The 25,103-nt window shown below is 66.0% G+C and carries 17 protein-coding genes; 10 read left to right on the top strand and 7 right to left on the bottom strand.

Annotated elements, in window-relative coordinates; genetic code table 11:
* The first annotated feature begins 128 nt into the window (after window positions 1–128).
* Complete coding sequence (gene puuE / locus M2319_RS03450; protein WP_264600377.1) at window positions 129–1,526, top strand: allantoinase PuuE; 1,398 nt, start codon at window positions 129–131, stop codon at window positions 1,524–1,526.
* A 116-nt stretch (window positions 1,527–1,642) separates the two neighbouring features.
* On the top strand, window positions 1,643–3,055 hold the full coding sequence (locus M2319_RS03445) for a uracil-xanthine permease family protein (protein WP_264600043.1): 1,413 nt from the start codon (window positions 1,643–1,645) through the stop codon (window positions 3,053–3,055).
* 152 nt (window positions 3,056–3,207) lie between these two features.
* Here the strand turns inward: M2319_RS03445 and xdhC are convergent, their stop codons facing one another.
* The 3 genes from xdhC to xdhA are packed head-to-tail and all read right to left on the bottom strand — an operon-like array spanning window position 3,208 to window position 7,834.
* Window positions 3,208–4,047, bottom strand: coding sequence for a xanthine dehydrogenase accessory protein XdhC (xdhC, locus tag M2319_RS03440; RefSeq protein ID WP_264600042.1), 840 nt, complete (start codon window positions 4,045–4,047; stop codon window positions 3,208–3,210).
* A complete protein-coding gene (xdhB, locus tag M2319_RS03435; protein WP_264600041.1) occupies window positions 4,044–6,359 on the bottom strand; it encodes a xanthine dehydrogenase molybdopterin binding subunit in 2,316 nt (771 codons plus the stop codon). Before xdhB ends, xdhC begins: the two co-directional genes overlap by 4 nt.
* Window positions 6,350–7,834 carry a xanthine dehydrogenase small subunit gene (gene xdhA, locus M2319_RS03430; RefSeq protein WP_264600040.1) on the bottom strand — a complete coding sequence of 495 codons (1,485 nt, stop codon included), beginning with the start codon at window positions 7,832–7,834 and terminating at the stop codon, window positions 6,350–6,352. Before xdhA ends, xdhB begins: the two co-directional genes overlap by 10 nt.
* Before the next feature lie 236 nt (window positions 7,835–8,070).
* On the opposite strand from xdhA, the gene M2319_RS03425 reads away from it, so the two are divergent.
* Window positions 8,071–9,414, top strand: coding sequence for an 8-oxoguanine deaminase (locus M2319_RS03425; RefSeq protein ID WP_264600039.1), 1,344 nt, complete (start codon window positions 8,071–8,073; stop codon window positions 9,412–9,414).
* Window positions 9,415–9,775: 361 nt separating this feature from the next.
* Here M2319_RS03425 and M2319_RS03420 read toward each other — a convergent pair whose 3' ends face one another.
* Together M2319_RS03420 and alc are read right to left on the bottom strand one after the other, a co-directional pair.
* A complete protein-coding gene (locus tag M2319_RS03420; protein ID WP_264600038.1) occupies window positions 9,776–10,255 on the bottom strand; it encodes an ureidoglycolate lyase in 480 nt (159 codons plus the stop codon).
* Window positions 10,252–11,256 carry an allantoicase gene (gene alc, locus M2319_RS03415; RefSeq protein WP_264600037.1) on the bottom strand — a complete coding sequence of 335 codons (1,005 nt, stop codon included), beginning with the start codon at window positions 11,254–11,256 and terminating at the stop codon, window positions 10,252–10,254. The genes M2319_RS03420 and alc overlap by 4 nt, the downstream gene beginning before the upstream one ends.
* A gap of 420 nt (window positions 11,257–11,676) precedes the next feature.
* Here alc and M2319_RS03410 point away from each other — a divergent pair, with 420 nt between their 5' ends.
* Window positions 11,677–12,834 (top strand): L,D-transpeptidase family protein, encoded by a 1,158-nt coding sequence (locus tag M2319_RS03410; RefSeq protein WP_264600036.1) that lies wholly within the window; start codon window positions 11,677–11,679, stop codon window positions 12,832–12,834.
* Here M2319_RS03410 and M2319_RS03405 read toward each other — a convergent pair.
* Window positions 12,831–14,780 carry a methyltransferase domain-containing protein gene (locus M2319_RS03405; protein ID WP_264600035.1) on the bottom strand — a complete coding sequence of 650 codons (1,950 nt, stop codon included), beginning with the start codon at window positions 14,778–14,780 and terminating at the stop codon, window positions 12,831–12,833. The two genes, M2319_RS03410 and M2319_RS03405, sit on opposite strands and share 4 nt — an antisense overlap.
* A 506-nt stretch (window positions 14,781–15,286) precedes the next feature.
* On the opposite strand from M2319_RS03405, the gene M2319_RS03400 reads away from it, so the two are divergent.
* Complete coding sequence (locus M2319_RS03400; protein WP_264600034.1) at window positions 15,287–17,458, top strand: HAD family hydrolase; 2,172 nt, start codon at window positions 15,287–15,289, stop codon at window positions 17,456–17,458.
* A 292-nt stretch (window positions 17,459–17,750) separates the two neighbouring features.
* The gene (locus M2319_RS03395; RefSeq protein WP_264600033.1) at window positions 17,751–20,168 is read left to right on the top strand and encodes a sucrose synthase; all 2,418 of its coding nucleotides are present in this window, start codon (window positions 17,751–17,753) and stop codon (window positions 20,166–20,168) included.
* 39 nt (window positions 20,169–20,207) lie between these two features.
* Here the strand turns inward: M2319_RS03395 and M2319_RS03390 are convergent, their stop codons facing one another.
* Window positions 20,208–20,879 carry a GntR family transcriptional regulator gene (locus tag M2319_RS03390; protein ID WP_264600032.1) on the bottom strand — a complete coding sequence of 224 codons (672 nt, stop codon included), beginning with the start codon at window positions 20,877–20,879 and terminating at the stop codon, window positions 20,208–20,210.
* 208 nt (window positions 20,880–21,087) lie between these two features.
* On the opposite strand from M2319_RS03390, the gene M2319_RS03385 reads away from it, so the two are divergent.
* The 4 genes from M2319_RS03385 (at window position 21,088) to M2319_RS03370 (ending at window position 25,073) form a co-directional block, all read left to right on the top strand.
* Window positions 21,088–21,948: a VOC family protein gene (locus M2319_RS03385; RefSeq protein ID WP_264600031.1), complete on the top strand. Its 861-nt coding sequence runs from the start codon at window positions 21,088–21,090 to the stop codon at window positions 21,946–21,948.
* A gap of 224 nt (window positions 21,949–22,172) precedes the next feature.
* Entirely contained in the window at window positions 22,173–22,790 is a 618-nt protein-coding gene (locus tag M2319_RS03380; RefSeq protein ID WP_264600030.1) for a TRAP transporter small permease, read from the top strand.
* Window positions 22,791–22,794: 4 nt separating this feature from the next.
* Window positions 22,795–24,054 (top strand): TRAP transporter large permease, encoded by a 1,260-nt coding sequence (locus M2319_RS03375; protein WP_264600029.1) that lies wholly within the window; start codon window positions 22,795–22,797, stop codon window positions 24,052–24,054.
* Between the two features lie 50 nt (window positions 24,055–24,104).
* Entirely contained in the window at window positions 24,105–25,073 is a 969-nt protein-coding gene (locus M2319_RS03370; RefSeq protein WP_264600028.1) for a TRAP transporter substrate-binding protein, read from the top strand.
* Window positions 25,074–25,103 lie beyond the last annotated feature (30 nt).

Below are 25,103 nucleotides of genomic sequence, written 5' to 3'. Positions count from 1 at the left end.
TAATGCATAGCCCGATCAAAGCCGAACCGGAACGCTGCGCAGTACCGGCGTGACTTCGATCGTTCCTTGATCTTATATCGAAGGCAAGAAAAAGGAGGCCCGCCTTGGCGTTTCGATATCCCCGCGACATGCACGGCTACGGCGCCACCCCGCCGGGTGCCGCTTGGCCGGACGGTGCGGCGATCGCCGTCCAGTTCGTCATCAATTACGAGGAGGGCGGGGAGAACTGCCTGCTGCATGGCGACGCGGCCTCCGAGGCGTTCCTGTCCGAGGTTGTCGGCGCCTCCCCCTGGCCCGCCAAGCGGCACTGGAACATGGAGTCGATCTACGAATATGGCGCCCGGGCCGGCTTCTGGCGGCTGCATCGCCTGTTCACAGACGCCGGCATCCCCGTCACGGTCTATGGCATCGCAACGGCGCTGAAACGATCGCCGGAGCAGGTGTCGGCGATGCAGGAATCCGACTGGGAGATCGCCTCGCACGGCCTCAAATGGATCGAATACAAGGATTTTTCTCCAGAGGCCGAGACGGCAGACATCCTGCAGGCGATCGCGATGCACGAGGCTGTCACCGGTGAAAGACCCCGCGGCTGGTACACCGGGCGCTGCTCGGTCAACACGGTCGACCTCGTCACGGAAATCGGCGGCTTCGACTATGTCTCCGATACCTATTGCGACGACCTGCCCTACTGGTACCGCCATGCCGGCCGCGACCAGCTCGTCATCCCCTATACGCTCGATGCCAACGACATGCGGTTCGCGACGCCCCAGGGCTTCAACAGCGGCGACCAGTTCTTCACCTACCTGAAGGACTCCTTCGACGAACTCTACCTGGAAGGCCGCGAGGGCCGACCGAAGATGATGAATATCGGCCTCCACTGCCGGCTCGCCGGCCGACCGGGACGGGCACGCGCCCTGCGCCGCTTCATCGATTACGCCCGGAGCCACGACAAGGTCTGGTTCGCGCGGCGGATCGACATCGCCCGGCACTGGACGGAGCGCCATCCGCCCGTGCGCCCGGTGCTCGTTCCCTCGCAGATGGACCGGGACGCATTCCTGGAGCACTTCGGCGGCATCTTCGAGCATTCGCCCTTCATCGCCGAGCGCGCCTTCGAAGACGAGCTGGGCCCCGTCAACGACACGGCTTCTGGCCTCCACGCCGCCCTCACCTACCAGTTCCGCAGGGCGACGCCGGAGGAGCGGCTCGGCGTCCTCAACGCCCATCCAGACCTTGCCGGCAAGCTGGCGACGGCCAGGCGCCTGACGGCGGACTCCGCCGCCGAGCAGGCGGGCGCCGGGCTCGACGCCCTGACGGATGGCGAGCGCGCCCGCTTCACCAAGCTCAACGAAGCCTACAAGGAAAAATTCGGCTTTCCCTTCATCATCGCCGTCAAGGGGCTGACGAAGGCCGACATCCTTGCCGCCTTCGAGGCCCGCATCGGCAACGACCGGGAGACGGAATTTGCCGCCGCCTGCGGCCAGGTGGAGCGGATCGCGAAGCTCAGGCTCGACGCACTCCTGTCCTGACCCGGCTGCGGCTTGCATCGCGCTGCAACCGGCGCGGTTCTTGCTAGGCAGTTCTCCGACAAAAAACGCGGCAACGCCCCCTCGCGGGCTTTGCCGACGCCGAAAAGGAGACGGGAATGGCCGAATACGCAGAGTCCATCGGGACCCCGGAGCAATTGCGCGATCCGGACTACACGCCGCCGCTGGCGACCGCCGTGCCGCTCGGCATCCAGCACGTGCTGGCGATGTTCGTCAGCAACGTGACGCCGGCGATCATCGTTGCCGGCGCCGCCGGCTTCGGCTTCGGCTCCAACTCGCCGGCCTTCCCCAACCTCATCTACATGATCCAGATGTCGATGCTCTTTGCCGGCGTCGCCACCCTGTTCCAGACCATCGGCTTCGGTCCCGTTGGCGCAAGGCTTCCCATCGTCCAGGGCACCAGCTTCGCCTTCATTCCGATCATGATCCCGATCGTTGCCGGCAAGGGGGTGGAGGCGATGGCGCCGCTGATGGGCGGCGTCCTCATCGGCGGCATGTTCCACGCCTGCCTTGCCCCCTTCATCGGCAAGATCCGTTTCGCCCTGCCGCCGCTCGTCACCGGCCTCGTCGTCACCATGATCGGGCTGGCGCTGGTCAAGGTCGGCATCCAGTACGCCGCCGGCGGGGTGCCGGCCATCGGCAAGCCGGAATATGGCAGCCTGCAGAACTGGTCCGTGGCGCTGATCGTCATCGTCGTGACGCTGGCCGTGAAATTCTTCACCCGCGGCATCCTCTCCGTCGCCGCCGTCCTCGTCGGGCTCATCGCCGGCTACATCGTTGCCTATTTCCTGGGCATGGTGAGCTTCAACAATGTCGCAAATGCCGCCGTTTTCGCCCTGCCCGATCCGTTCCATTTCGGCTTCGAGTTCAGCCTCGCCGCCGTGATCGGCTTCTGCCTGATGGCCGTCATCTCCGCCATCGAGACCGTCGGCGACGTCTCCGGCATCACCAAGGGCGGGGCGGGCCGCGAGGCGACGACGGAGGAAATCCGCGGCGCCACCTTCGCCGACGGCCTCGGCTCGGCCGTCGCCGGCGTCTTCGGCGCGCTGCCCAACACCTCGTTCTCCCAGAATGTCGGCCTCATCGCCATGACCGGCGTGATGAGCCGGCACGTCGTCACCATCGGCGCGGTCTTTCTCATCGTCGCCGGCCTCATCCCGAAAATCGGAGCGATCGTCTCTACCATCCCGATCGAGGTCCTCGGCGGCGGCGTCATCGTCATGTTCGGCATGGTCGTCGCCGCCGGCATCTCCATGCTCGCCGACGTCGACTGGGACCGGCGCAGCATGGTGATCTTCGCGATCTCCATCTCCATCGGCCTCGGCCTGCAGCTCGAACCCGGTGCGCTGCAGCACCTGCCGGGAACGGCCAAGGTGCTGCTGACCTCCGGCCTCCTGCCGGCCGCGTTCCTCGCCATCATCCTCAACCTCGTCCTGCCGCAGCCGCTCTCCGGCGAGGCAACGGAGGAGATTTCCGGCGGCATGGCCGGGCACCGGAATGATCCGGAATGAGGAGTTAAGAGGGCAGGTGTCGGGCGCGCCGGCACCCGCCGCTTTCTGGATTGCTTCGCTCCGCTCGCAATGACGATTTGTTATTTAGTATCAACGTCATTGCGAGGAGGCCGATAGGCCGACGCGGCAATCCATCGGGCGGCGCGGCACGGTCAGGCGCCGGCGGTCTCCGCCGGTGTCGCTGCCGTCTCCGCCGTCAGCACCGCAATCACCTCCGCGGCGACGAAGGCCGCTATCACCTCCGGGCGCTTGTCGCGACTCCCTTGCGCGCCGATCGGGCAGACGAGGCGCGCGGCATCGACTGTCGGCTCCTGCCGCGCGGAATAGCGCTCAAAACTCGCCCGCTTGGTCTTGGAGCCGATCATGCCGACATAGGCGGCATCGCCGCGCAGGAGCGCCTCGCGGACGATGAGGAAATCGAGGGAATGTTCGTGGGTCATGCCGACGAAGGCGCTGCCGGGCTTGGCCGCGCGCACGACCTCTTCCGGCAAGGCCGTTAGCTGCTTTTCCGCCTCGGGACCGGCGCGGTCCAGTTCTTCCTCGCGGCTGTCGACGAGGACAGCGCGGACGGGCAGCAGCGCCAGCGCCTTTACCAGCGCGCGGCCCACATGGCCGGCGCCGAAAACGTAGACCGACGGCAGGGCGTCGGCATTCGCCGCGACCTCCGCGCGGATCGCGGCCTCCTCGTCGGCGCCGAGAAGCACTACCTTCAGCGTCACACGGCCGCCGCAGCACTGGCCGATCTCCGGGCCGAGGGCGAGGTCGAGGACCGGGCTTTGCGAACCTGCCTCGCCCAGCAGCTTTCGCGCCGTATCGATGGCCAGAAATTCCATCTGGCCGCCGCCGATGGTGCCGAGCATGGCCTCTTCCGACACCAGCATCCAGGTCCCGGCGGCGCGGGGCGTGGAGCCCTTGGCGACGGCGAGCCGGACCAGCGCGATCTTGTCCGAGGCGCCGAGGAAGGCATCGAGGGCCGAGGGCGAGACGATCATTTTTTTGCCCCCCTTAGCCGCTCGATCGCCATCAGCACCCGTTCCGGTGTTGCCGGCGCATCGAGCCGTGGGCAGACGCGATAGCCGGCCGTCGAGGCTACTGCCATCGACAGGGCCTCAAGCACCGAGATCGCCAGCATGAAGGGCGGCTCGCCGACGGCCTTGGAGCGGCGGATGGTCGGCTCGCGGTTTTCCGACCACTCCGCAAGCCGCACGTTGAAGACGCGCGGCCGGTCGGAGGCGAGCGGGATCTTGTAGGTGGACGGGGCGTGGGTCCGCAGCCGCCCCTTGTCGTCCCACCACAGCTCCTCCGTCGTCAGCCAGCCCATGCCCTGGATGAACGCGCCCTCGACCTGCCCCCGGTCGATGGCCGGATTGAGGGAGCGGCCGACGTCGTGGAGGATATCGACCCGGTCGACCCGGTATTCGCCGGTCAGCGTGTCGACGCTGACCTCGGAGACCGCCGCGCCATAGGCGAAATAGTAGAACGGCCGGCCTTTTCCGGCCGCCCGGTCCCAATGGATGTCCGGCGTCTTGTAGAAGCCCGCGGCGGAGAGATGCACCCGGCCGAGATAGGCCTTCTTGATGAACTCGGGGAACGGAAACCGCGTGTTGCCGACGCGGACCGTGTTCGGCTCGAACGCCACCTGGTCGGCCGGCACGTCGAAGCTCTCCACGGCGAAGGCGACGAGCCGCTCCTTGATTTCTTCCGCCGCCGCCTTTGCCGCCATGGCGTTGAGGTCGGTGCCGGAGGAGGCCGCCGTCGCCGAGGTGTTGGGGACCTTGGCCGTCGTCGTGCCGGTGATCTTCACCCGGTCGAGATCGACCTGGAAGCAGTCTGCGACGACCTGGGCGACCTTGACGAAGAGGCCCTGACCCATCTCCGTGCCGCCATGGTTCAGGTGGATCGAGCCATCGTTATAGACATGGACCAGCGCGCCGGCCTGGTTGAACCAGGTGGCCGTGAAGGAAATGCCGAATTTCACGGGCGTGAGCGCAATGCCCTTCTTGAGGATCCGGTGGCCTGCGTTGTGGGCGAGGACCGCCTCGCGGCGCGCCGCGTAGTCGGCGTCGTCCTCCAGTTCGCCGACGATCCGCTCCAGAATGCTGTCGGCGACGGTCTGGTGGTAGGGCGTGACGTCGCGCTCCCCCACCCCGTAGAAATTGGCCTTGCGGACCTCCAGCGGGTCCTTGCCCAGCGCGTATGAAATCTCCTCCATGATGCGCTCGGCCGCGATCACGCCCTGCGGCCCGCCGAAGCCGCGGAACGCGGTGTTGGAGACGGTATCGGTCTTCAGCGGCCGGGAGGTCAGGCGCACAGTCGGATAGTAATAGGCATTGTCGGCGTGGAAGAGCGCGCGGTCGGTCACCGGGCCGGAGAGGTCGGCGGAAAACCCGCAGCGGGCGGCGAAGTCGCCGGAAACGGCCAGCACGCGGCCGTCGTCGTCGAAGCCGACATCGTAGTCGATCAAAAAATCGTGGCGCTTGCCGGTGGCCACCATGTCCTCGTCGCGGTCGGGGCGGAGCTTGACCGCGCGCCCGTATTTCTTCGCCGCCACCGCGGCGACGGCGGCGAACAGCGAGGACTGGGTCTCCTTGCCGCCGAAGCCGCCGCCCATGCGGCGCACGGTGACGGTCACCGCGTTCGACGGCACGCCGAGCACATGGGCGACCATGTGCTGGACCTCGCTCGGATGCTGGGTGGAGGAGACGACCGTCACCTCGTCGTCCTCGCCGGGAATGGCGAGCGCGATGTGGCTTTCCAGATAAAAGTGATCCTGGCCGCCGACCCGCATGGTCCCTTTGAGGCGATGCGGGGCCGCATCCAGCGCCGGGCCGACCTCGCCGCGCTGCAGCGTCAGCGGCTCGGTGACGTTGGGGTATCCGGCGTCCCTGGCATCGGCGACATCGATGACGTGGGGCAGTTCCTCGACATCCATGCGCGCCATCTTCGCCGCCCGCCGCGCTGCCTCGCGGGTTTCCGCGATGACAGCAAAGACCGGCTGGCCGTGGAACGAAATTTCGTCCTCGGCGAACACCGGATCGTCATGACGGCCGGTGGAGGAGACGTCGTTGACGCCGGGAATGTCGCGCGCCGTGAGAACGCCGACGACGCCGGGAAAGGTTTTTGCGTCGGACAGGTCGAGGCCTTTGATCCGGCCGCGGGCGACGGTCGACAGGCCGAGCGCCGCGTGCAGCGTGCCCTCCGGCGCGGCGATGTCGTCGGCGTAGTCGGCCCGGCCGGTGACATGCTTTTCGGCGGAGTCATGTTTTTCCGGCGCATGGACGCCGCCGCGGATTTTTACATCCATCCGGCGGCCTCCGGGACAGGCATGGCGGACAGTTGGACGGGCTCGCCGACCTCCGAGGTTTCATATAAGAAGCGAAGGAGGAGGTTGCGGGCGATGAGGGCGCGGTAGTCGCTCGATGCCCGCCAGTCGCTGATCGGCGAGAAATCCTCGGCGAAGGCGTTGGCGGCCTTGGCGACGGTTTCTTCCGTCCAGGGCTTGCCCTCAAGCGCCGCTTCGACCCTGCTTGCCCGCTTCGGCGTTGCCGCCATGCCGCCGAAGGCGATGCGAATAGACCCGACCGTGCCGCCGTCGAGCCGCAGCGAGAACGCGCCGCAGACCGCGGAAATATCCTCGTCGCGGCGCTTGGAAATCTTGTAGGCGGCGTTGAGGGTGTCGGGGGCCGGCCGGGGGATGTGGATGGCTTCCAGGAAATCGCCGGGTTTTCTGTCCTGCTTGCCGTAGTCGAGGAAGAAGTCTTCGAGCTCAAGAATCCGGCGCTCCTCGCGGTGGCGGAGGATCACACGGGCACCAAGGGCGATCAGCACCGGCGGGGTGTCGCCGATCGGCGAGCCGTTGGCGATGTTGCCGCCGACCGTCCCCATATTGCGGATCTGCCAGCCGCCGATGCGCGGCCAGAATTCGGCAAGGTGCGGGAACATGCGCCGGACCGAAGCCGCGGCCTCGGAGTAGGTGACGGCGGCGCCGAGGGTAAGGCCCGCGTCGTCTTCCGTGATCTCCTTCAACTCTGCCAGATGACCGACAAAGACCGCCGGCGAGATGTCGCGCATTTCCTTGGTGACCCAGAGGCCGACATCGGTGGCGCCGGCGACGATGGTTGCTTCGGGCATGTCCGCGCGGAGTTCGGCAAAATCCTCAAGGTCGGCGGGCAGGAAGGCGCGGGCGCCGTCTTTCTCGACCTCGACGCGCGCGCCGTCGAAGGATTTGAGCTTTGCGGCGATCGCTTCGCGGTTCGTGACCAACGCATCCTCGGCCGGGTTGCCGAGGGCGCAGGCGGCCTTTGCGGCGTCGACGATGGGCTGGTAGCCGGTGCAGCGGCAGAGATTGCCCTGCAGCGCCGTCTCGATCTCCGCCTCGCCGGGCTCGGGCACCGACAGCCAGAGGGCATAGAGCGACATGACGATGCCGGGGGTACAGAAGCCACACTGGCTGGCGTGCTCGGAAACCATCGCCTGCTGCACCGGGTGGAGGCCATCGGGGCCCGCCAGATGCTCCACCGTCACCACATGGCAGCGGTCGACGGAGGCGAGCAGGCGGATGCAAGCATTGACCGGCTCGTACCGGAGCCCCTTTGCCGTCAGCCGGCCGACCAGCACCGTGCAGGCGCCGCAGTCGCCCTCCGCGCAGCCCTCCTTGGTGCCGGTAAGGCGGCGGGCAAGGCGAATGTGGTCGAGCAGCGTGTCGTTCGGTCCGACTTCTGTGAGGCGGATCTCGTCGTCGTTGAGAAGGAAGCGGATCTCGCGGCGGATGGCGGTCATCGGCGGGCGGCTCCCGCGCCGTTCAGGCTGCCTCCTCCGTGCGCCATGTGCACCCTTTCGTTTCTCCGCATGCAACCCACTGTCGTCCAACGGCTTTGTTCCTTGCAAGTCCATATTTTGAGCAGGCGAACGAAAGCGGCAAAGGCCGCTTGCGCGTCCGCGAAGCGCAACGCACACTTGGTGTTTGTGCCGGCCGCGCCCGCGGCCGTTTTTCCAACGATTTTCCGGAGCCGCCGGTGACGCGAACCCTCATCAAAAATGCCGACGTCGTCGTCACCATGGACGCGGCACGCCGCGAAATTTCCGGCGGCAGGGTGCTCGTCGAGGACGGGGTGATCGTCGCCGTCGGCGAAGGGATTGCGGCCGAGGCCGTCGACGAGACCATCGATGCCTCCGGCTGCGTCGTCACGCCGGGGCTCGTCAACACCCACCATCACCTGTTCCAGACGCTGGTGCGCGCCGTTCCGGGCGGCCAGGACGCGCTCCTCTTCGGCTGGCTGAAGACGCTCTATCCGATCTTCCTGAAAATGACGCCGGAGGATTTCTTTGTCTCGGCCCAGGTCGGGCTCGCCGAGCTGGCGCTTTCCGGCTGCACCATGAGTTCCGACCACCAGTACATTTTTCCGAACGGGGCGAAGCTGGAGGATACGGTCGCGGCGGCGACAAGCATCGGCGTCCGGTTCCATGCGACGCGCGGTTCCATGAGCGTCGGCGAGAGTGCGGGCGGCCTGCCGCCGGACCGGCTGACCGAGGCCGAGCCCGATATCCTGAAGGACTGCGAGCGGGTGGTCGACGCCCTCCACGATCCGGCCGACGGCGCGATGGTGCGGGTGGCACTCGCCCCTTGCTCGCCCTTTTCCGTCTCCACCGGCCTCATGAAGGAGACGGCGGAGCTTGCCCGGCAAAAGGGCGTGATGCTCCACACCCATCTCGCCGAGAACGACGAGGACATCGACTATTCGCTGGAGACATTCGGCTGCCGGCCGGGGGACTATGCGGAAAGCCTCGGCTGGACCGGCGATGACGTCTGGCATGCCCACTGCGTCAAGCTCGACGGGTCCGAGATCGACCTCTTTTCCCGCTCCGGCACGGGCGTCGCCCACTGCCCCTGCTCCAACTGCCGGCTCGGCTCGGGCATCGCCCCTGTCCGCCAGATGCGCGATGCGGGCGTCAAGGTCGGCCTCGGCGTCGACGGCTCGGCCAGCAACGACAGTGGTCACATGCTCTCCGAGGCGCGCCAGGCGCTGCTCTTGCAGCGGGTGAAGAACGGCGCCGATGCGATGTCCGCCCGCGAGGCGCTGGAGATCGCGACGCTCGGCGGCGCAAGGGTTCTGGGCCGGCACGATTGCGGGTCGATCGACGTCGGCAAGCGCGCGGACATCGCGATCTGGGATATTTCCGGGCTTGCGGCCGCCGGGTCGTGGGATCCGGTCGCCGCGCTGGTGTTGTGTGGGCCGTTTGGCGTTCGTGACCTCTTGGTGGAGGGACGGCGGGTGGTTTCCGGTGGCGTGCTGACGGGGGTCGATCTGGGAGCGGTTCTGGAAGCGGCGAAGGGGCGGGTCGCGCGGTTGATGGGGTGAATTCGGGGGGCGGGCGTCCCCCTCTCCCGTCATGCCGGGCGGAGCGCAGCGGAGACCCGGTATCCAATGTCCCTATCGACGCCGTAGCCCGTGGCAACCGTTTGCTGGATCGCCGCGTCGCCTTCGGCTCCTCGCGATGACGTTGAAATTCCTGAGAAAATAGCCAATTCCCGTCATTGCGAGCGCAAGCGAAGCAATCCAGACGCGGACTTTGCGCTCGCCGAAGGCATACCGTGTGGACAGGGGCATTGGACCCCGGGCCTCGCTACGCTCACCCGGGGCGACGGCTGAGTGTTATGCCCGTGACGGGCCTTACGCCGAGACGGCGGCGGCGTTGTCTGCGAAGCGGCTTCCGAGCAAACTAAATCCGCACATATGCCTCCGCGTCGAGGGTGCGCTCCTCAAGGTTCCCGCCCGGCCCATCTCGGTCGACGACGAGAAAATCCTGCTCTGGGGCGAGCACCAGGAGCGGGTGGTGCCAGACACCGCGGGCGTACTGGACGCCCTGATCGCCGCGGGCATGGAAGCAGCGCAGGGACTCCGCGCGCGGTTCCTCGGCGACGACGACGAGCCAGTCATGGGCCGAGAGCGGCACGAACGCCTGGCTGGCCAGCGGGTGGCGTTCCAGCATGGCGATGCGGATCGGATCGGGGCGGCGTCGGCCGCGGAAAATGGAGAGGATCGCCGTGCCCCCGTCGCCGGGGTCGGCGCTGGCGAGGGCGTGGTAGCGGGTGGCGAAGCCCTCGTTGATCTGGAACGACTTGGCACCCGCCGTCTCGATCACCGTGCCGAAGGGCGCGAAGGCGTCGCGCGTCAGCGGTTCGGGAACGAGGTCCCTCATGCCTTTTTGCCGAAGATGCGCAGCCGGCTGATGCCGCCGTCGGGAAAGATGTTGAGCTTGACGTGGCTGACAGGGCCGAGGTCGGCAAGGTCCGCGGCCTCGAAGGTGTGCACCGTGTCGGCCTGAAGCTTTTTCTCGCCCATCAGGAGCGGCCAGTTGACGGACTGGACGGTGATCGCGGCATCGTCATGGGCGCCGGCCAGCATCGCCTGCAGCGAGCAGCGGTCCGGGTAGTTGCCGCGGAAATGGGCCGTGTCGACCTCGATCTTCTCGACAATGCCGGCAGCGCCGAGTTGCACGATGATCCAGTCGTTGCCGGGCTCGCGGCGACGCCGCGTCTCCCAGCCGTCGCCCATGTTGGCGCCGCGGCCTTCCGTCAGGATCGCCTGGACGTTGCCGAAATGGGCATCGTTGTAGGCGACGATGCGGCCGCCGTTCTTCAACGCCGAAAGCTCGGCCGTTGCGTCGCCGGACCAGTCGGCGACGACGGTTCCGTAGACCCGGAGCCGGGCGATGCCGCCGTCGGGAAAGATGTTGAGCCGGAGCCAGCGCCAGGGGCCGGCATTCTGGACCTCGGCGAAATGGTGCGCCGAGGGGCCGAGCGGCGTGGAAGAGAGAATTTCCGTCCAGCCGGCGTCGCCCTCCGGCAGCGTCTCGGCGTCCGACGCCCAGAGAGAAGCAGCCGGAGGAAAATTGCCGGTGAAGTGGGAGGTGTCGATGTCGACGCCGCGGATTTGTCCCCGCGCGCCGAGCTTCACGATGCACCAGTCGTGTCCGGTGTCGCGCCGGCGCTTGGTCTCCCAGCCGTCCATCCATTTGCCGAAGTCGTCGTAGACGTCCGGCTTGAAGACGGGGGCGGCCTCAGTGAGCATCCGGCCCATGACGGCAAAGGAATCGTCGGAGCAGGCAACGGTCGCACTGCCGAGGCGCGGCGAGGCAAGGTTGACGGTGCCTTCGGCCCAGTCCGGAAGCGTTGCGGCGGCGGCGATGATCTCTGCCATGGGACGTCCTGCGGTTGGTTGCGGCATCGGCCGACGGGGTCGGGAATAGCAGGAACGGCCAGGGAGACAAGGGGCAAACCCGCCTCGCCGCCCCGCATGTCCGAATTCGGACACGACACCTGCTGTCGCGGTTCCTTAAGGTTTTTCTGCAACAGTGTATCCGGAAAGCTGCAAGGGCGTCCTTTTCCGTTAGGTTTCAGGGCCATATCATTGCGCAAATGCGGCGCAAATAAATCTTTTGTGTGATATGCAGCACTGAATACCGTGGTAATTCAGTTGTATGGCTATCCCTAGCGACGAAACACCAACAAGCCCGATGGCAACGACCTGAGCGCAACACGAGCGGATTCGATCATGACCCGACGGCACCACCGGTATACCCCTTTCCTTCCCGCCTTTTGCCTTGCGGCGACGGCGCTGATGGCGTCCGGCCCCACCCTTGCGGCGGAAACGGCCAAGGATGCCGGCGACATCGCCGAAGCCGGGCGTCTGCGCCTCGTCATCTCGCGGTCCGAACAGCGGGTCGACGTCTATCGTGGGCTGAAGCTGGTCACCTCTTCGCGGATCTCGTCGGGAAAGCCCGGCCATGCGACCCCCGTCGGCGTCTACAGCATCCTGGAAAAGCGCAAATGGCACCGCTCCAACATCTATAGCGGCGCGCCGATGCCGTTCATGCAGCGCATCACCTGGTCGGGCATCGCGCTGCATGCCGGCCACGTGCCGAACTATCCGGCCTCCCATGGCTGCATCCGGCTGCCGAAGCCGTTTGCGCAGAAGCTGTTCGGCATGACCGAGGTCGGCGCCGACGTCATCCTCACCGCCGAGCCGGCGCGGCTGACGCCGATCCACGACGCAAACCTGTTCCAGCCCGTAGCGCCGGACGCGGTCGTCTCCTCGCACGAGGAGCCGGGCGATGCGGAGGCCGTGCCGCCGCATGTCGCGCTTGCCGATTTCGAATATCTCGTCGACCGCATGGCGCGCTACCAGAACCGCTCGACCAAGCCGCTCAGGATTCTTGTCACGCGGCGCACCGGGCGCCAGCGGATGATGGACATCCAGTCGATGCTGAAGGAACTCGGCCACGACCCGGGCGAGATCGACGGCTATCTCGGCGGCAATACGGGCGGCGCGATCCAGTCGTTCCAGCGCGCCACGGGCGTTGCCCCGACCGGCATGGTCACGGACGAACTCGTCGCCGCGCTGCACAAGGCGGTCGGCCGGCCGGACATCAAGGGTCACCTCTATGTGCGCCAGAACCGCAAGCCGCTGTTCGATGCGCCGGTGCAGATCCGCGACGTCGAGGCGCCGCTCGGCACCCACGTCTTCTCGATCGCGGATTTCCAGCCCGGCGAGACCAACGTCTCCTGGATGGCGCTGACGGTCGCGGGGAGCCACATCTCCAGCCCGCGCGAGGCGCTCGACCGGATCGACATCCCGGACGATCTTCGTGCCCGCATCTCCGAGGCGCTGATGCCCGGCTCCTCGCTCGTCATCACCGATGACGGCATCGGCCGCGAGACCGGCCGCGGCACCGACTTCATCGTCCAGCCGAAGCTACCGACGCTGGCGCAGAACTAGTTTTTTGCCCGCGCCGCGCCCACCTTCTCGGGCCGGCGCCGGCCATTGAGGCCGAGACGCTCCTCCGCGGCGCCGATGATGGCTTCCAGAAGCTCCGCATAGGACATGCCGGCGAAGCCGGCCATCAGGTTCTGCTTGCCGTCCCAGCACCAGCCGGGGTTCGGATTGACCTCAAGCAGCTTGATGGTGCCGGCCGCGTCAGCGCGGAAGTCGAAGCGGGCGTAGTCGCGGCAGCCGAGGCGCTCGAACAGGCGCATGGAGTGGTCGATCAGCATCGCCTGATCCTGGTCGGCAAGCGTTGCCTCGCGGTATCTGATGCGCGTCCAGTAGGGGCTCTCCGGGTGCCATTTGGATTCGTAGCAGAGGATCTGCGGCAGCGCCGGGTCGAGGCCGGAATAGTCGACCTCCAGCAGCGGCAGGGCGCGCAGGCCCCGGTCCGGATTGCCGATCAGGCCGACGCTGTATTCGCCGCCGGACAAAAACTCCTGCACCAGCACCGGATTGTCGGGAAAGAGCGCCCGGAGGCCATCGAGATAGGCAAGCAGTTCCTGCTGGTTGGAGACCACCGCGTCTCGCGTGATGCCCTCGCTGCTGTCGCCGAAATTCGGTTTCAGGAGCGCCGGGAAGACGGAGGGCATCGTCGCGCCCTGGTCGCCGGGGCGGATATAGGTTTCCAGCGGTACCGGCACGTCGAGCTGGGCGGCGACGGCGCGCACCAGCCCCTTGTCGTAGCAGTTGGCAAGGCAGCGCGGCGGCGCGCCGGTATAGGGCAGGCCGACCATTTCCAGCAGCGCCGGGACGTGCAGCTCCTTGAAGGGATCGTTGTTGAAGCCCTCGTCGCAGAGATTGAGGACGAGGTCGGTGGAAAGGTCCGAGAGGTCCCGCTCCAGGGTCGCGTGGTTGTCGAGATAGGTGACATCGAGACGGCCGATGTCGGTGAGCGCCTCCTTGAGGAGCCGGATCGTCTCCATGTCCTCCTCGTTGAAGCGGCCGTCGCGCTTGACGGTATCCGGAAGGCGCGGGTCGCCGAGGAGAACCGTGACGTTGAGCGTCGTACGCGGCTTGCGGGTCTTTTTCGCCTTCACCGGCGCCAGCGCCGTCAGCACCATGCGCCGGGCCATCATGCCGAGGTCCTGGTCGCGGTCGGAGAGCGATTCCATCTGGCCGTGATAGCGGATGTCGCGGTAGCCGCAGGCTTCCAGCAACTCCGTCAGGGTTTCGCGGGTGTAGAGCCGTTCGGCATAGAACTGGTCGGCCAGGACGCCGAGTTCGTCATGGACGATGACCTCGCGCGAGATCAGCCGGTTGCCGTCCGACGACAGCGAGCGCTCGCGGCAGACGAAGTGATGGCCATCGATCCACTCCCAGGAGCGCGGCTCGTAGTGGATCTTGATCCAGTCGCCGTCGGACAGGTCGAGATAGAGCGTGCCGGACGGCTTCAGGAGCTTGCCGGCGCTCCTCAGCACCTTGGCGTCGTCGTCCTGGCTGGAGAAATAGCCGAAGGAATTGCCGAGGATGGTGATGCAGTCGAAGCTGTCGGCGGTGAGCCGCGGGTTGCGGGCATCGCCTTCCCGGAAGGTGGCGGAAAGCCCCTCGGCGGCGGCGCGCTTCCTTGCCAGCCGGACGAGGTAGCGCGAGCGGTCGAGGCCGGTGACGTGGCGAAAGCCGCGGCGCACCAGCTCCAGCGAATGGCGCCCCTGGCCGCAGCAGAGGTCGAGGATGCGGCTGTCCGGCGTGACGTCGGCGGCCTTCAGGAGAAAGTCCACCTCGCGGCGGGTGTTCTCCGTGTTCTCCACCACGTCGCCATCGGTCTTGATGTAGAGCGCGTTGAACAGGCGCCGCCACCATTCCTCCGGCAGATGGGCTTCCAGATCGGCGACGGGTCCGAGCGTGCGCTGCGGCAGGGGCAACGGCGCCCGCGGCAGGCGGGAATTCGGGTTCGACATGGGATAAGCGGCTCCAGAAAACACCCTGATCACGGATGTCTTGATGGAGGTTGCGAGGGTGGCCGCCGCTTGCCGTCGCCGCCAAAATTTGCGGGTCCGGTGCCCTCTTTTCCGCGAGCCGTCCTCCTGGCCTCGGCGACCAAGATCCGACATGCTCACTAAACCAACCGCGGCCCCAGTCAACACGATTTTTGCCGCCCGCAGCCCCCTCGCTGCACTGCAAAAATTTTTGCCGCCCGGGACGGAACCGAACGGGCGCTGCAGCATTTCGTCCTGCGGGCGGAAGTGCTCCTTGCGAGCCGCGATTTGCCTCCGATTCTCCGGCACGCCGTGACAAAACGCCGGGCGAGGCTTTATACCGGGGGCGAGGAATCCTGTATCATAGAGGGACGATCCGGTCGCCGGCTTGCCGGAAAAGGCGCCAACGCGTTGCCCTCAGGCCCAAGAAGATGGGCCAAAGACAAGAAGGAGCTTGATCAGTCGTGGTAAACATCAAGGAAGGGGACTTGTACCTCGTTCATTTGAGCGTTCACGGACTGATCCGCGGCCAGAATCTTGAACTCGGACGAGACGCCGACACCGGCGGGCAGACGAAATACGTCGTCGAACTCGTCGAGGCCCTCAGCCGCATGAAGGAGGTCGGCAAGGTCGACCTCTTCACCCGGCTCGTCGCCGACCCCGCCGTCGATGCCGACTATGGCGAGCCGATCGAGGAGATCGGCGACAATGTGCGCATCGTCCGCATCGATGCCGGCCCGTCCGAGGAATATCTCTACAAGGAGCACCTCTGGGACCACCTCGACAATTTCGTCGACAACGCGCTCGCCCATTTCCGCGCCGAGGGGCGCACGCCCGATCTCCTGCACAGCCACTACGCGGACGGCGGCTATGTCGGCACGCGGCTGGCGCACATTCTCGGCGTGCCGCTTATCCACACCGGCCATTCGCTCGGCCGGGTCAAGCGGCGCCGGCTGCTGGCGACCGGCCTGTCGCGCGAGCAGATCGAAGCCCGCTACAATATGAGCCGGCGGATCGAGGCGGAGGAGAACACGCTGGCGACGGCGGAACGCGTGATCACCAGCACCCACCAGGAGATCGAGGAGCAGTACGCGCTCTACGACCACTACCAGCCCGAACAGATGCGAGTGATCCCGCCGGGCGCCGACCTCAACCGTTTCTATCCGCCGTCCGAGGCCGACGGCGACCCGCGAAAGGCCCCGATCACCGCGGAAATCGACCGGTTCCTGAACGAGCCGGACAAGCCCTTCATCCTCGCCCTTTCGCGGCCCGATGCGCGCAAGAACATTTCCGGCCTCGTCACCGCCTATGGCGAAAGCCCGGAGCTGCAGGAGCTTGCCAACCTCGTCATCGTCGCCGGCAACCGCGAGGACATCGCCGACATGGATGACGGCGCGCAGGAGGTGCTGACCGACCTGCTGCTCCTCTTCGACCGCTACGACCTCTACGGCAAGGTCGCATATCCGAAACGGCACAAGTCCGACGACGTCCCGGTGATCTACCGGCTCGCCTCGGCGCGCAAGGGCGTCTTCGTCAACCCGGCGCTGACCGAACCCTTCGGCCTGACCCTGATCGAGGCGGCTGCGAGCGGCATTCCCATCGTCGCCACAGAGGATGGCGGTCCGCGCGACATCATCGGCAATTGCGACAACGGGCTCCTCGTCGACGTCCTCGACACCGACGCCATCACCGAGGCGATCCGCAAGGTGCTGGAAGACGACGACGTCTGGGAGACCTACGCCAGCAACGGCGTCAAGGGCGTCAGGACGCACTATTCCTGGGAGGCCCATTCGCGGACCTATCTCGACGAGGCGGTGCCGGTCATCGACCGCTCGGGCCTGTTGTTCCGGCCCGAATTGCGGCGCAAGGGTTCGTTCTACCGCGACCGGGCGATCTTCACCGATCTCGACCAGAACCTCCTCGGCGACCCGGATTCGCTGCCGGAGTTCGTGGAACAGATGCGCCGCAACCGGTCGACGGCGAGCTTCGGGATCGCCACCGGGCGCCGGCTGGACAGCGCGCTCCGGGCGCTGCGCCGCAACAAGATCCCCGAGCCGGACGTGCTGATCACCTCCGGCGGCACCCAGATCCACTATGCGCCGGACCTGACCGCCGACATTGCCTGGGCGCGCCATATCGACCACCACTGGATGCCGCGCAAGGTGCGTAAACTCCTTGCCGACACGCCGGGCCTCGCCCTGCAGCCGCCGGCCGAACAGAGCTGGTTCAAGATCAGCTACTATTACGATCCCAGCGTCGCGCCCTCCATGGACGAGCTCAACAGCCTGATGCACCGCGAGGAAATGGCGGTGAACATCATGCTGTCCTTCGGCCAGTTCCTCGACATCCTGCCGATCCGGGCGACCAAGGGCCTTGCCGTGCGCTACGTCACCGACCGCTGGGGCATTCCGATCGACCAGACGCTGGTCGCCGGCGGCTCCGGCGCCGACGAGGACATGATGCGCGGCAACACCCTGGCCGCCGTGGTCGCCAACCGCCACGACGAGGAGCTGTCGCAGCTCGTCGACCTGGAGCGCATCTATTTCGCCACCCAGCCCTTCGCCCGCGGCATCCTGGAAGCCATCGACCATTACGACTTCTTTGGTGAATGCCGGGCACCGGAGCCGGAGGAAAAGGAAACGGAAAGCGCGGAGACATGAGCGCCGGGCGCCTCCTGGCATGCACCGGTGCCGTCCCTCCACGAATCGGGTTCTGGCCCCAAGGCGGCATGACATCTTCCTGAACCGTCCGGCTCCGGCCAAGCAAAACCGAACAACCCAGACGGGCACCGTCGTCCCTTCGGGGCGGCATTCGACAACCGCACCGCCCTTGCCTATGTAAGGGATGAGACATTCCGCCATATGCCGGCGTCGGCCTTCCCGGCCATGCCGCATACGGCACCGCGGTCGCGGTCCTTCCAACCAATCTCTGGTCCATAGAACGGGAGCGGATATGAGCATCCAAAACGGCGTGGTCGAAGACCTCAAGGCCTTTGTCGATGAACACCGGCCGGCAACGCACATGGTCCTACACCACATCAACTCTCTCGATCGCCGCTTCATGCTGCGCTCCGACCTGCTCGACGCCTTGCGGTCGATGCCGGACGAGGAAACGCAGGACGGCACGTCGATCCAGGACACGCTGCTCGTCAAGACGCTGGAAAAGGCCCAGGAGGCGGCCCGCGACGGCGACTGGTTCTACCTGTCGCTCCGGATGCGGATCGCGCGCTGGGCCTATGTGCGCATCCATCTCAACACGCTCGACGTCGAAGAGGTGTCGGCCGACACCTACCTGCAATGCATGGAGAAGCTGGCCCTCGGCACCGGTCCGCGCGAGGACGAGTGGACGCTGGAAATCGATTTCGAGCCGTTCACTCGCGAATTCTTCAAGATGCGGGAATCGCGCTCGATCGGCTCGGGCGTGGAGTTCCTCAACCGGCGGCTCTCAAGCCTCCTCTTCGACGGCCATGGCGACGGCGACCGCAAGCTCTTGGAGTTCCTGCGCGTCCACCGCTATCTCGGCCAGCAGCTGATGATCAACGACCGCATCAGCGACGTCACGGGCCTGCGCGACGCGCTGCGCCGGGCGCTGGAAATCCTCTCGCGGGAGGAGCCCGAGACCGAATGGGCCGACCTTGCCGTCAAGCTGCATCCGCTCGGCTTCGAGGTCGGCTGGGGCCGCAACGGCGAGCTCATCGCGGAGATGATGCAGAACCTCCTCGACATCCTGGAGGCGCCCTCGCCGCGGATGCTGGAAGAGTTCCTGTCCAGCGTGCCGATGATCTTTTCCGTCGTCATCCTGTCGCCGCATGGCTGGTTCGGCCAGGCCAACGTGCTCGGCCGGCCGGACACCGGCGGCCAGATCGTCTACATCCTCGACCAGGTGCGGGCGCTGGAGCGGGAAATGCGCGACCGGCTGGCGCGCCAGGGCCTCGACATCGAGCCGCGCATCGTCGTCGTCACCCGGCTCATTCCGGAGGCCGACGGCACCAGTTCCGACCAGCGGCTGGAGCCGATCGTCGGCACCCACAGCGCCACCATCCTGCGCGTGCCGTTCCACAACGCCGACGGCACCGTGCATCCGCACTGGATCTCGCGGTTCGAGATCTGGCCCTATCTGGAGCGCTTCTCCTACGACGTGGAGCGCGAGGTGCTGGCCGAGCTGAACAGCCGGCCCGACCTCATCATCGGCAACTATTCGGACGGCAACCTGGTCGCCACGCTTCTGTCGCAGCGGCTGAAGGTGACCCAGTGCAACATCGCCCACGCGCTGGAAAAGACGAAGTACCTCTATTCGGACCTGTTCTGGCACGAGAACGACGACCACTACCACTTCAGTTGCCAGTTCACGGCCGACCTCATCGCCATGAACGCGGCCGACTTCATCATCACCTCGAGCTTCCAGGAGATCGCCGGCACGCCGGACAGCGTCGGCCAGTACGAATCCCACGGCGCCTTCACCATGCCGGGACTTTACCGGGTCGTGCACGGCGTCGACGTGTTCGATCCGAAGTTCAACATCGTCTCGCCGGGCGCCGACTCCAACGTCTATTTCCCGCCGAGCGACACGGAGCGGCGCCTACCGCATCTGGACTCGGAAATCGAGGAACTGGTGTTCACCCGCGATCCGGGCGGCGACATCCGCGGCAAGTTCGCCAATCCGGACAAGCCGCTCCTGTTCTCCATGGCGCGCATGGACCGCATCAAGAACATCACCGGCCTCGCCCGGTGGTTCGGCGAATGCGAGAAACTGCGTGAGGAATGCAATCTCGTGCTCGTCTCCGGCCATGTCGACCCGTCCAAATCGGGCGATCAGGAAGAGAGCGAGCAGATCAACGAGATGCACCAGCTCATGGACGAGCTGGGCCTCGACGGCCAGCTTCGCTGGCTCGGCATGCACCTGGAAAAGCAGTTCTCCGGCGAGCTCTACCGGTTCGTTGCCGACCGCAAGGGCGCCTTCGTGCAGCCGGCCCTCTTTGAGGCGTTCGGCCTCACCGTGATCGAGGCGATGAGCACCGGCCTGCCGGTGTTCGCCACCTGCTTCGGCGGCCCGCTGGAAATCATCGTCGACGGCAAGTCGGGCTTCCACATCAACCCGAACCACGGCGACGAGGCGGCGGAAAAGATGGCCGCGTTCTTTGCCGCCTGCAAGGAGGACCCGTCGCGCTGGACGACGATCTCCGACCAGGCCCTTCGCCGTGTCGAAGAGCGCTACACCTGGACCCGCTATGCGGAACGGCTGATGACGCTGTCGCGGATCTACGGCTTCTGGCGCTATGTCACCGACCTGGAACGGGTCGAGACAAGGCGCTATCTGGAAATGCTCTACGGCCTGCAGCTTCGCCCGCTGGTCGAGAAGATGGCGAGCTAAACAGGAAACGGGAGCGTTTTTCTGACGCTCCCGCCGTCCCTATCCCGCCGGTGTCTTTGTAAAGGCGCTGATCAGGCGGTCTGAAAATTTCTGCGTCCTCAGGATATGGGTCCGGGTGATCTCCGTCGCCCGGGCGGCGTCGCGCTGCAGCGCGGCGTCGAGCAACGCCTTGTGGTCGTCGCGGGCCGCGGTCAGGATCGCCTGCTCGCGCAGCGCCACCCGCCGGTAGCGGTAGTGCCGCGTAAAAAGCTGGTTGTAGAAGGACCGCAGCGTCGCCGACGGACAGGCGGCGCCGAGCTGGTCGTGGAAGGCGCGGTTCGCCGTTTCCAGCGCCCTGAGGCTCGCCTCGTTCTCGATATCGACCGCCTGCTCCAGCTTGTCGAGGCCGTGATAGGCGCCGACCAGCGCCATCTCCCAAGCATCGTCGCCGGCCTCCACCGACTGGCGCACCACATCGACCTCGATCAACAGCCGCGCCTGGATGATGTCGGCGAGGTCCTCGGCCGAAAACGGCGCCACGGAAAAGCCGCGGCGGTCGTTGGCGATCACCAGCCCGTCGGAGATCAGCCGGTTCAGCGCTTCGCGGATGATGGTGCCGCTGACGCCGTAGTCGTCCTTGATGTGCTGGGCCTTCAGCCGCGATTCCGGAGCATAGCGCCCGAGCACGATGGCCTCGCGGATGGACTCGTAGACTTGTTCGATCAGCGTCATGGGTCGACTCGCACTCCCCCCTGTTTCTCAACAAAATGCATGACTGCTCCCAATTGGCAAATTATCGGTAATTTTAAATTTTATCGATATTTTTGTTGACGCCCTGTCGTGCTGCGAGTAATTCTTAACGCCAACAGGAACGCGGCCCGGCAAACCGGGCACCGCCGCCGAAACGATCCGGCGGCGCGACACCAAAGGGGGAGAGCCCATGATCGACCTTCGCGACATCTACAACGTCCGGCTCGGCACCGACGATCTCGACGCCGCCCAGCATTTCGGCACCGAGATCCTCGGCCTGCAATGCGTGCTTCGGACCGACGATCACGTCTATCTGCGCTCCGACAAGCGGCACCATTCGGTCGCCTTCTTCAAGGGCGAGAAGAAAGACAGCACCATCGCGTTTGAGCTGATGCGCTGGGACGGGCTCGACGGCGCGCTGGCCGAACTGGACGCCGCCGGTGTTGCCTGCGGGCGCGGCAGTGACGAGGAAGCGGCCGTACGCTTCACCCACGAATTCGGCTGGTTCATCGACCCGACCGGCAACCGGGTGGAGCTTCTCGCCCGTCCGTTCGACGCCAACCGGCCCTACCATCCGAACCGGCCGACCGGCATTACCGGCTTCGGCCATGTCGGCCTCAACACCACCGATCCGAAGCGCGACCAGGCCTTCTGGCTGACCCATTTCAACGCCCGGATCTCCGACTGGATCGGCCCGGCGCCGCTGATGCGCGTCAACGCCCGGCACCACCAGATCGCTCTCTTCCCGACCAAGGGGCCCGGCATCCAGCACATCAACCACCAGGTCGACACCATCGACGACCTCTTGAAGGCCGCCTACTATCTGCAGGAAAAGCAGGTGCGGATCGTCTTCGGGCCGGGCCGCCACGCCACCTCCGGCGGCTACTTCCTCTATTTCGAGGGCCATGACGGCAACACCTTCGAGTTCTCCACCAGCGACCGGATGATCATCGAGGACGAGGCCAACTACCGGCCGCGCCAGTTCGCCCTTGAGGACGAATCCTTCTGCCTGTTCGGCGCCAAGCCGGACATCGCCGAGTTCCGCAAGTAGCGCTTCCCCGGGCATTGCCGCCGGCGCCGGTCACGGCGTCGGCCGAGTGCGGGCGGTCGATGACGGCCGTGCTCACGCCGCAATCCGCCGATCAAAATAACGATATTTCCCATTTTGACGATATTTTTGCGTTGTGTCGGTTGACATGGAATAATTTATATATAAAGCATATTTTTATCGATATTAAGAGCCTTTCGCAAAGGGCCAGCATGAGGGAGGACGACATGGCGTCGGCCGCAAACGACAGAGCCGTCAGGGCCGCGGAGCACCACGATACCGATCCGTCGTCCCTTGCCGCCCGCGCCGGATGGATCGGCCGGGTCAGCGGCCTCATCGCCCGCGGCGAGGCCATCGTCGCCGGATCGCTCGCCGCCCTCACCTTCCTCCTGCTCCTCCTCAACGTCGTCACCCGCGCCCTTTCCGTCCCGATCCTGTGGGTCGACGAGCTTGCCGTCTTCGCCATGGTCTGGATGGCCTTCGTCGGCGCCTCGCTCGCCATTCACCACCGCGGCCACATCGCCGTGACGCTGGTCTCCGACGCCCTGCCGGCACGGCCGAAGGCGTGGCTGGCGCTTACCGTCGACCTCTTGCTCCTCACCTTCATCCTCGTTCTCCTGGTGCTGATCTGGCGCTGGTTCGACCCGGTGACGGCACTTGGCGCGGAGGACCTGGAAGCCTTCAGCCTGATCGACTTCAACTTCATCTACCAGGAGCCGACGGTCACCCTCGGCGTGCCGAAATTCTGGTTCTGGCTGATCCTGCCGATCTTCTGCCTCACCACCACCGTCCACAGCCTCAGCAACATCGCCGTGAGCCTCGGACGGCTCGGCGGCTGGGAGTAGCGGCGTGGCGGTCGGTCTTTCCTTTTTCGCGCTGCTGCTCACCGGCGTGCCGATCGCCTTCGTACTCGCCGCCTCGGCGCTGATCTATGTGGCCGTCAGCGGCAACACCGTCCTCTTCCAGTCCTATCCGTCCCAGCTCTTCGGCGGGCTGGAGAGCTACGGGCTCTTGGCCCTGCCGCTCTTCATCCTGCTCGGCGAATTGATGAACGAGGGCGGCATCGGCCGGCGGCTGATGGCCCTTGCCATGGCGATGATGGGCCAGGTGCGCGGCGGGCTCGCCTATGTGAACCTTGCCGCCAACGTCATGATGGCCTCGATCCTCGGCTCGACCGTCGCCCAGATCGTCGTCATGAGCCGGCTCGCCGTGCCGGAAATGGACCGGGCCGGCTATCCACGCGACGTCTCCATGTCGATCACGGCCGCCGCCGGGATGCTGGCGCCGATCATCCCGCCCTCGATGCTGTTCATCGTCTATGGCGTCATTGCCCAGATCTCGATCGGCGACCTCTTCATCGCCGGCATCGTGCCGGGATTCCTGCTCGCCGCTGCCTTCCTTGTCGTCATTGCGATCCTCGGGCGCATCCATGGCTTTCCGGCCAACGAGAAGATGTCGTGGAACGCGCGCCTCAAGGCCGTCGTCGACGCGCTGCCGGCCGCCCTCATCCCGATCACCATCGTCGGCTCGATCCTTGGCGGACTGGCAACGCCGACGGAAGCGGCGGCGATGGCGGCGATCGTCTCGATCCTGATCGGCAAGTTCGTCTACCGGGAGCTGGAGATCTCCCATCTCGGCCCGGCCTTCGTTCGGGCAGCGCGCAGCTCCGCCGTCGTCCTTTTCGTCATTGCCGCGGCCGGCGTCTTTTCCTGGGTCATCACCTTTGAGAACATCCCGACGCTCGTCGCCGACTGGCTGCAGGGCCTGACGACCTCGCCGATCGTCTTCCTGCTGGTCCTGAACCTCCTTCTCCTGCTCGTCGGCATGATCATCGACCCGATCCCGGCGCTGATCCTGATCGTGCCGGTGCTGTTGCCGGTCGCCACCGACGTCTACCAGATCAGCGCCATCCATTTCGGCGTCATCATCTGCCTCAACCTCGCCGCCGGGCTGCTGACGCCGCCGGTCGGAACCGGGCTGTTCACCGCCGCGTTGATGAGCGGCATCAAGGCGGAACGGATCGCGCTCCTGGTCGCGCCGTTCCTGGCCGCTGCCGCCGCGGTGATCGTGCTCCTCGTCCTGTTTCCCGGCCTCATGTCCCTGATCTGACCGCCGACAAACGAACCAGCAAACGCAAACAAGAACACACGGAGGAAGACATGCACTTCAGACCCGCCGCCGCCCTTCTCGCCCTCGGCATCCTTGCCGCGCCAAATCTTGCCGCGGCCGACGACTACCGCATCGGCCTCATCACCCCGCCGCCGCACCAGTGGACCAAGACCGCGACCGCGCTGGCCGAGGACCTCAAGGCAAAGAGCGACGGCCGCATCAACCTGACGGTCTTTCCGAGCGGCCAGCTCGGTTCTGAATCGGAGATGCTGCAGCAGCTCCAGACCGGGGCGCTCGACTTCGCCTTCCTGACGCTCGGCGAATTCGCCAACCGGCGCGACGACTACGGCATCTTCCTTGCGCCCTACATCGCCAAGGACGTGCCGGCGGCGCGCAAGCTGCTCTCCGGCCCGACGGCGCAAAAACTCCTGAAGTCGGTCTCGAAACTCGGCCTCGTCGGCTTCGGCTACGGCATGGCGGGCCTTCGCCAGATCGTCATGCGCGGCGAGATCACCTCGGGCGCGCAGCTCGCCGGCAAGAAGATCCGCACCGTGCCGTTCAAGCCGGAGCTCGATTTCTGGGTCAAGGTCGGCGCCGCGCCGACGCCGATGCCGCTGCCGGCGCTCTACGACGCCTTCGCCAACGGCCAGATCGACGGCATGCAGATCGATTTTGAGGGCACCTGGAACTCCAAATACTACGCCCATGCCGGCACCATCATCGAATCCAACCACATGATGTTCCCGATGGTCGCGGTCGGCTCGGCCCGCAAATGGCGCGAGGTCAGCGACGAGGACAAGAAGCTGATCGCCGAGGCGATGGCGACCCGCCTCGACAGCCTCGTTGCCGCCTACGAGAGCATCGATGCCGACTATCTCGCCAAGCTGCAGACCAGCAAGGTGCCGGTGATCACCGTCGACCGCACCTTCTTTGGCGAGGCGATCGACGCCTGGTACGCCGAATGGCGCGAGCGCGCGCCGCTGCTGAAGGAGCTGGAGGCCGAAGCGGCGGCCATGTAGCCGCCAACCGACCCCCGCAAAACCGCCCGG

The sequence above is a fragment of the Rhodobium gokarnense genome, from assembly GCF_025961475.1.
Lineage (GTDB): Bacteria > Pseudomonadota > Alphaproteobacteria > Rhizobiales > Rhodobiaceae > Rhodobium > Rhodobium gokarnense.
The sequence above is the reverse complement of the archived record's forward strand: the minus strand, read 5'-3'. Positions and strand labels throughout refer to the sequence as shown.

Excerpts from the sequence above, each read along its gene's own strand:
- puuE (WP_264600377.1), top strand. The coding sequence starts at position 129 with ATGCACGGCTACGGCGCCACCCCGCCGGGTGCCGCTTGGCCGGACGGT.
- M2319_RS03445 (WP_264600043.1), top strand. The coding sequence starts at position 1,643 with ATGGCCGAATACGCAGAGTCCATCGGGACCCCGGAGCAATTGCGCGAT.
- xdhC (WP_264600042.1), bottom strand. The coding sequence starts at position 4,047 with ATGATCGTCTCGCCCTCGGCCCTCGATGCCTTCCTCGGCGCCTCGGAC.
- xdhB (WP_264600041.1), bottom strand. The coding sequence starts at position 6,359 with ATGGATGTAAAAATCCGCGGCGGCGTCCATGCGCCGGAAAAACATGAC.
- xdhA (WP_264600040.1), bottom strand. The coding sequence starts at position 7,834 with ATGACCGCCATCCGCCGCGAGATCCGCTTCCTTCTCAACGACGACGAG.
- M2319_RS03420 (WP_264600038.1), bottom strand. The coding sequence starts at position 10,255 with ATGAGGGACCTCGTTCCCGAACCGCTGACGCGCGACGCCTTCGCGCCC.
- alc (WP_264600037.1), bottom strand. The coding sequence starts at position 11,256 with ATGGCAGAGATCATCGCCGCCGCCGCAACGCTTCCGGACTGGGCCGAA.
- M2319_RS03410 (WP_264600036.1), top strand. The coding sequence starts at position 11,677 with ATGGCGTCCGGCCCCACCCTTGCGGCGGAAACGGCCAAGGATGCCGGC.
- M2319_RS03405 (WP_264600035.1), bottom strand. The coding sequence starts at position 14,780 with ATGTCGAACCCGAATTCCCGCCTGCCGCGGGCGCCGTTGCCCCTGCCG.
- M2319_RS03395 (WP_264600033.1), top strand. The coding sequence starts at position 17,751 with ATGAGCATCCAAAACGGCGTGGTCGAAGACCTCAAGGCCTTTGTCGAT.
- M2319_RS03390 (WP_264600032.1), bottom strand. The coding sequence starts at position 20,879 with ATGACGCTGATCGAACAAGTCTACGAGTCCATCCGCGAGGCCATCGTG.
- M2319_RS03385 (WP_264600031.1), top strand. The coding sequence starts at position 21,088 with ATGATCGACCTTCGCGACATCTACAACGTCCGGCTCGGCACCGACGAT.
- M2319_RS03380 (WP_264600030.1), top strand. The coding sequence starts at position 22,173 with ATGGCGTCGGCCGCAAACGACAGAGCCGTCAGGGCCGCGGAGCACCAC.
- M2319_RS03370 (WP_264600028.1), top strand. The coding sequence starts at position 24,105 with ATGCACTTCAGACCCGCCGCCGCCCTTCTCGCCCTCGGCATCCTTGCC.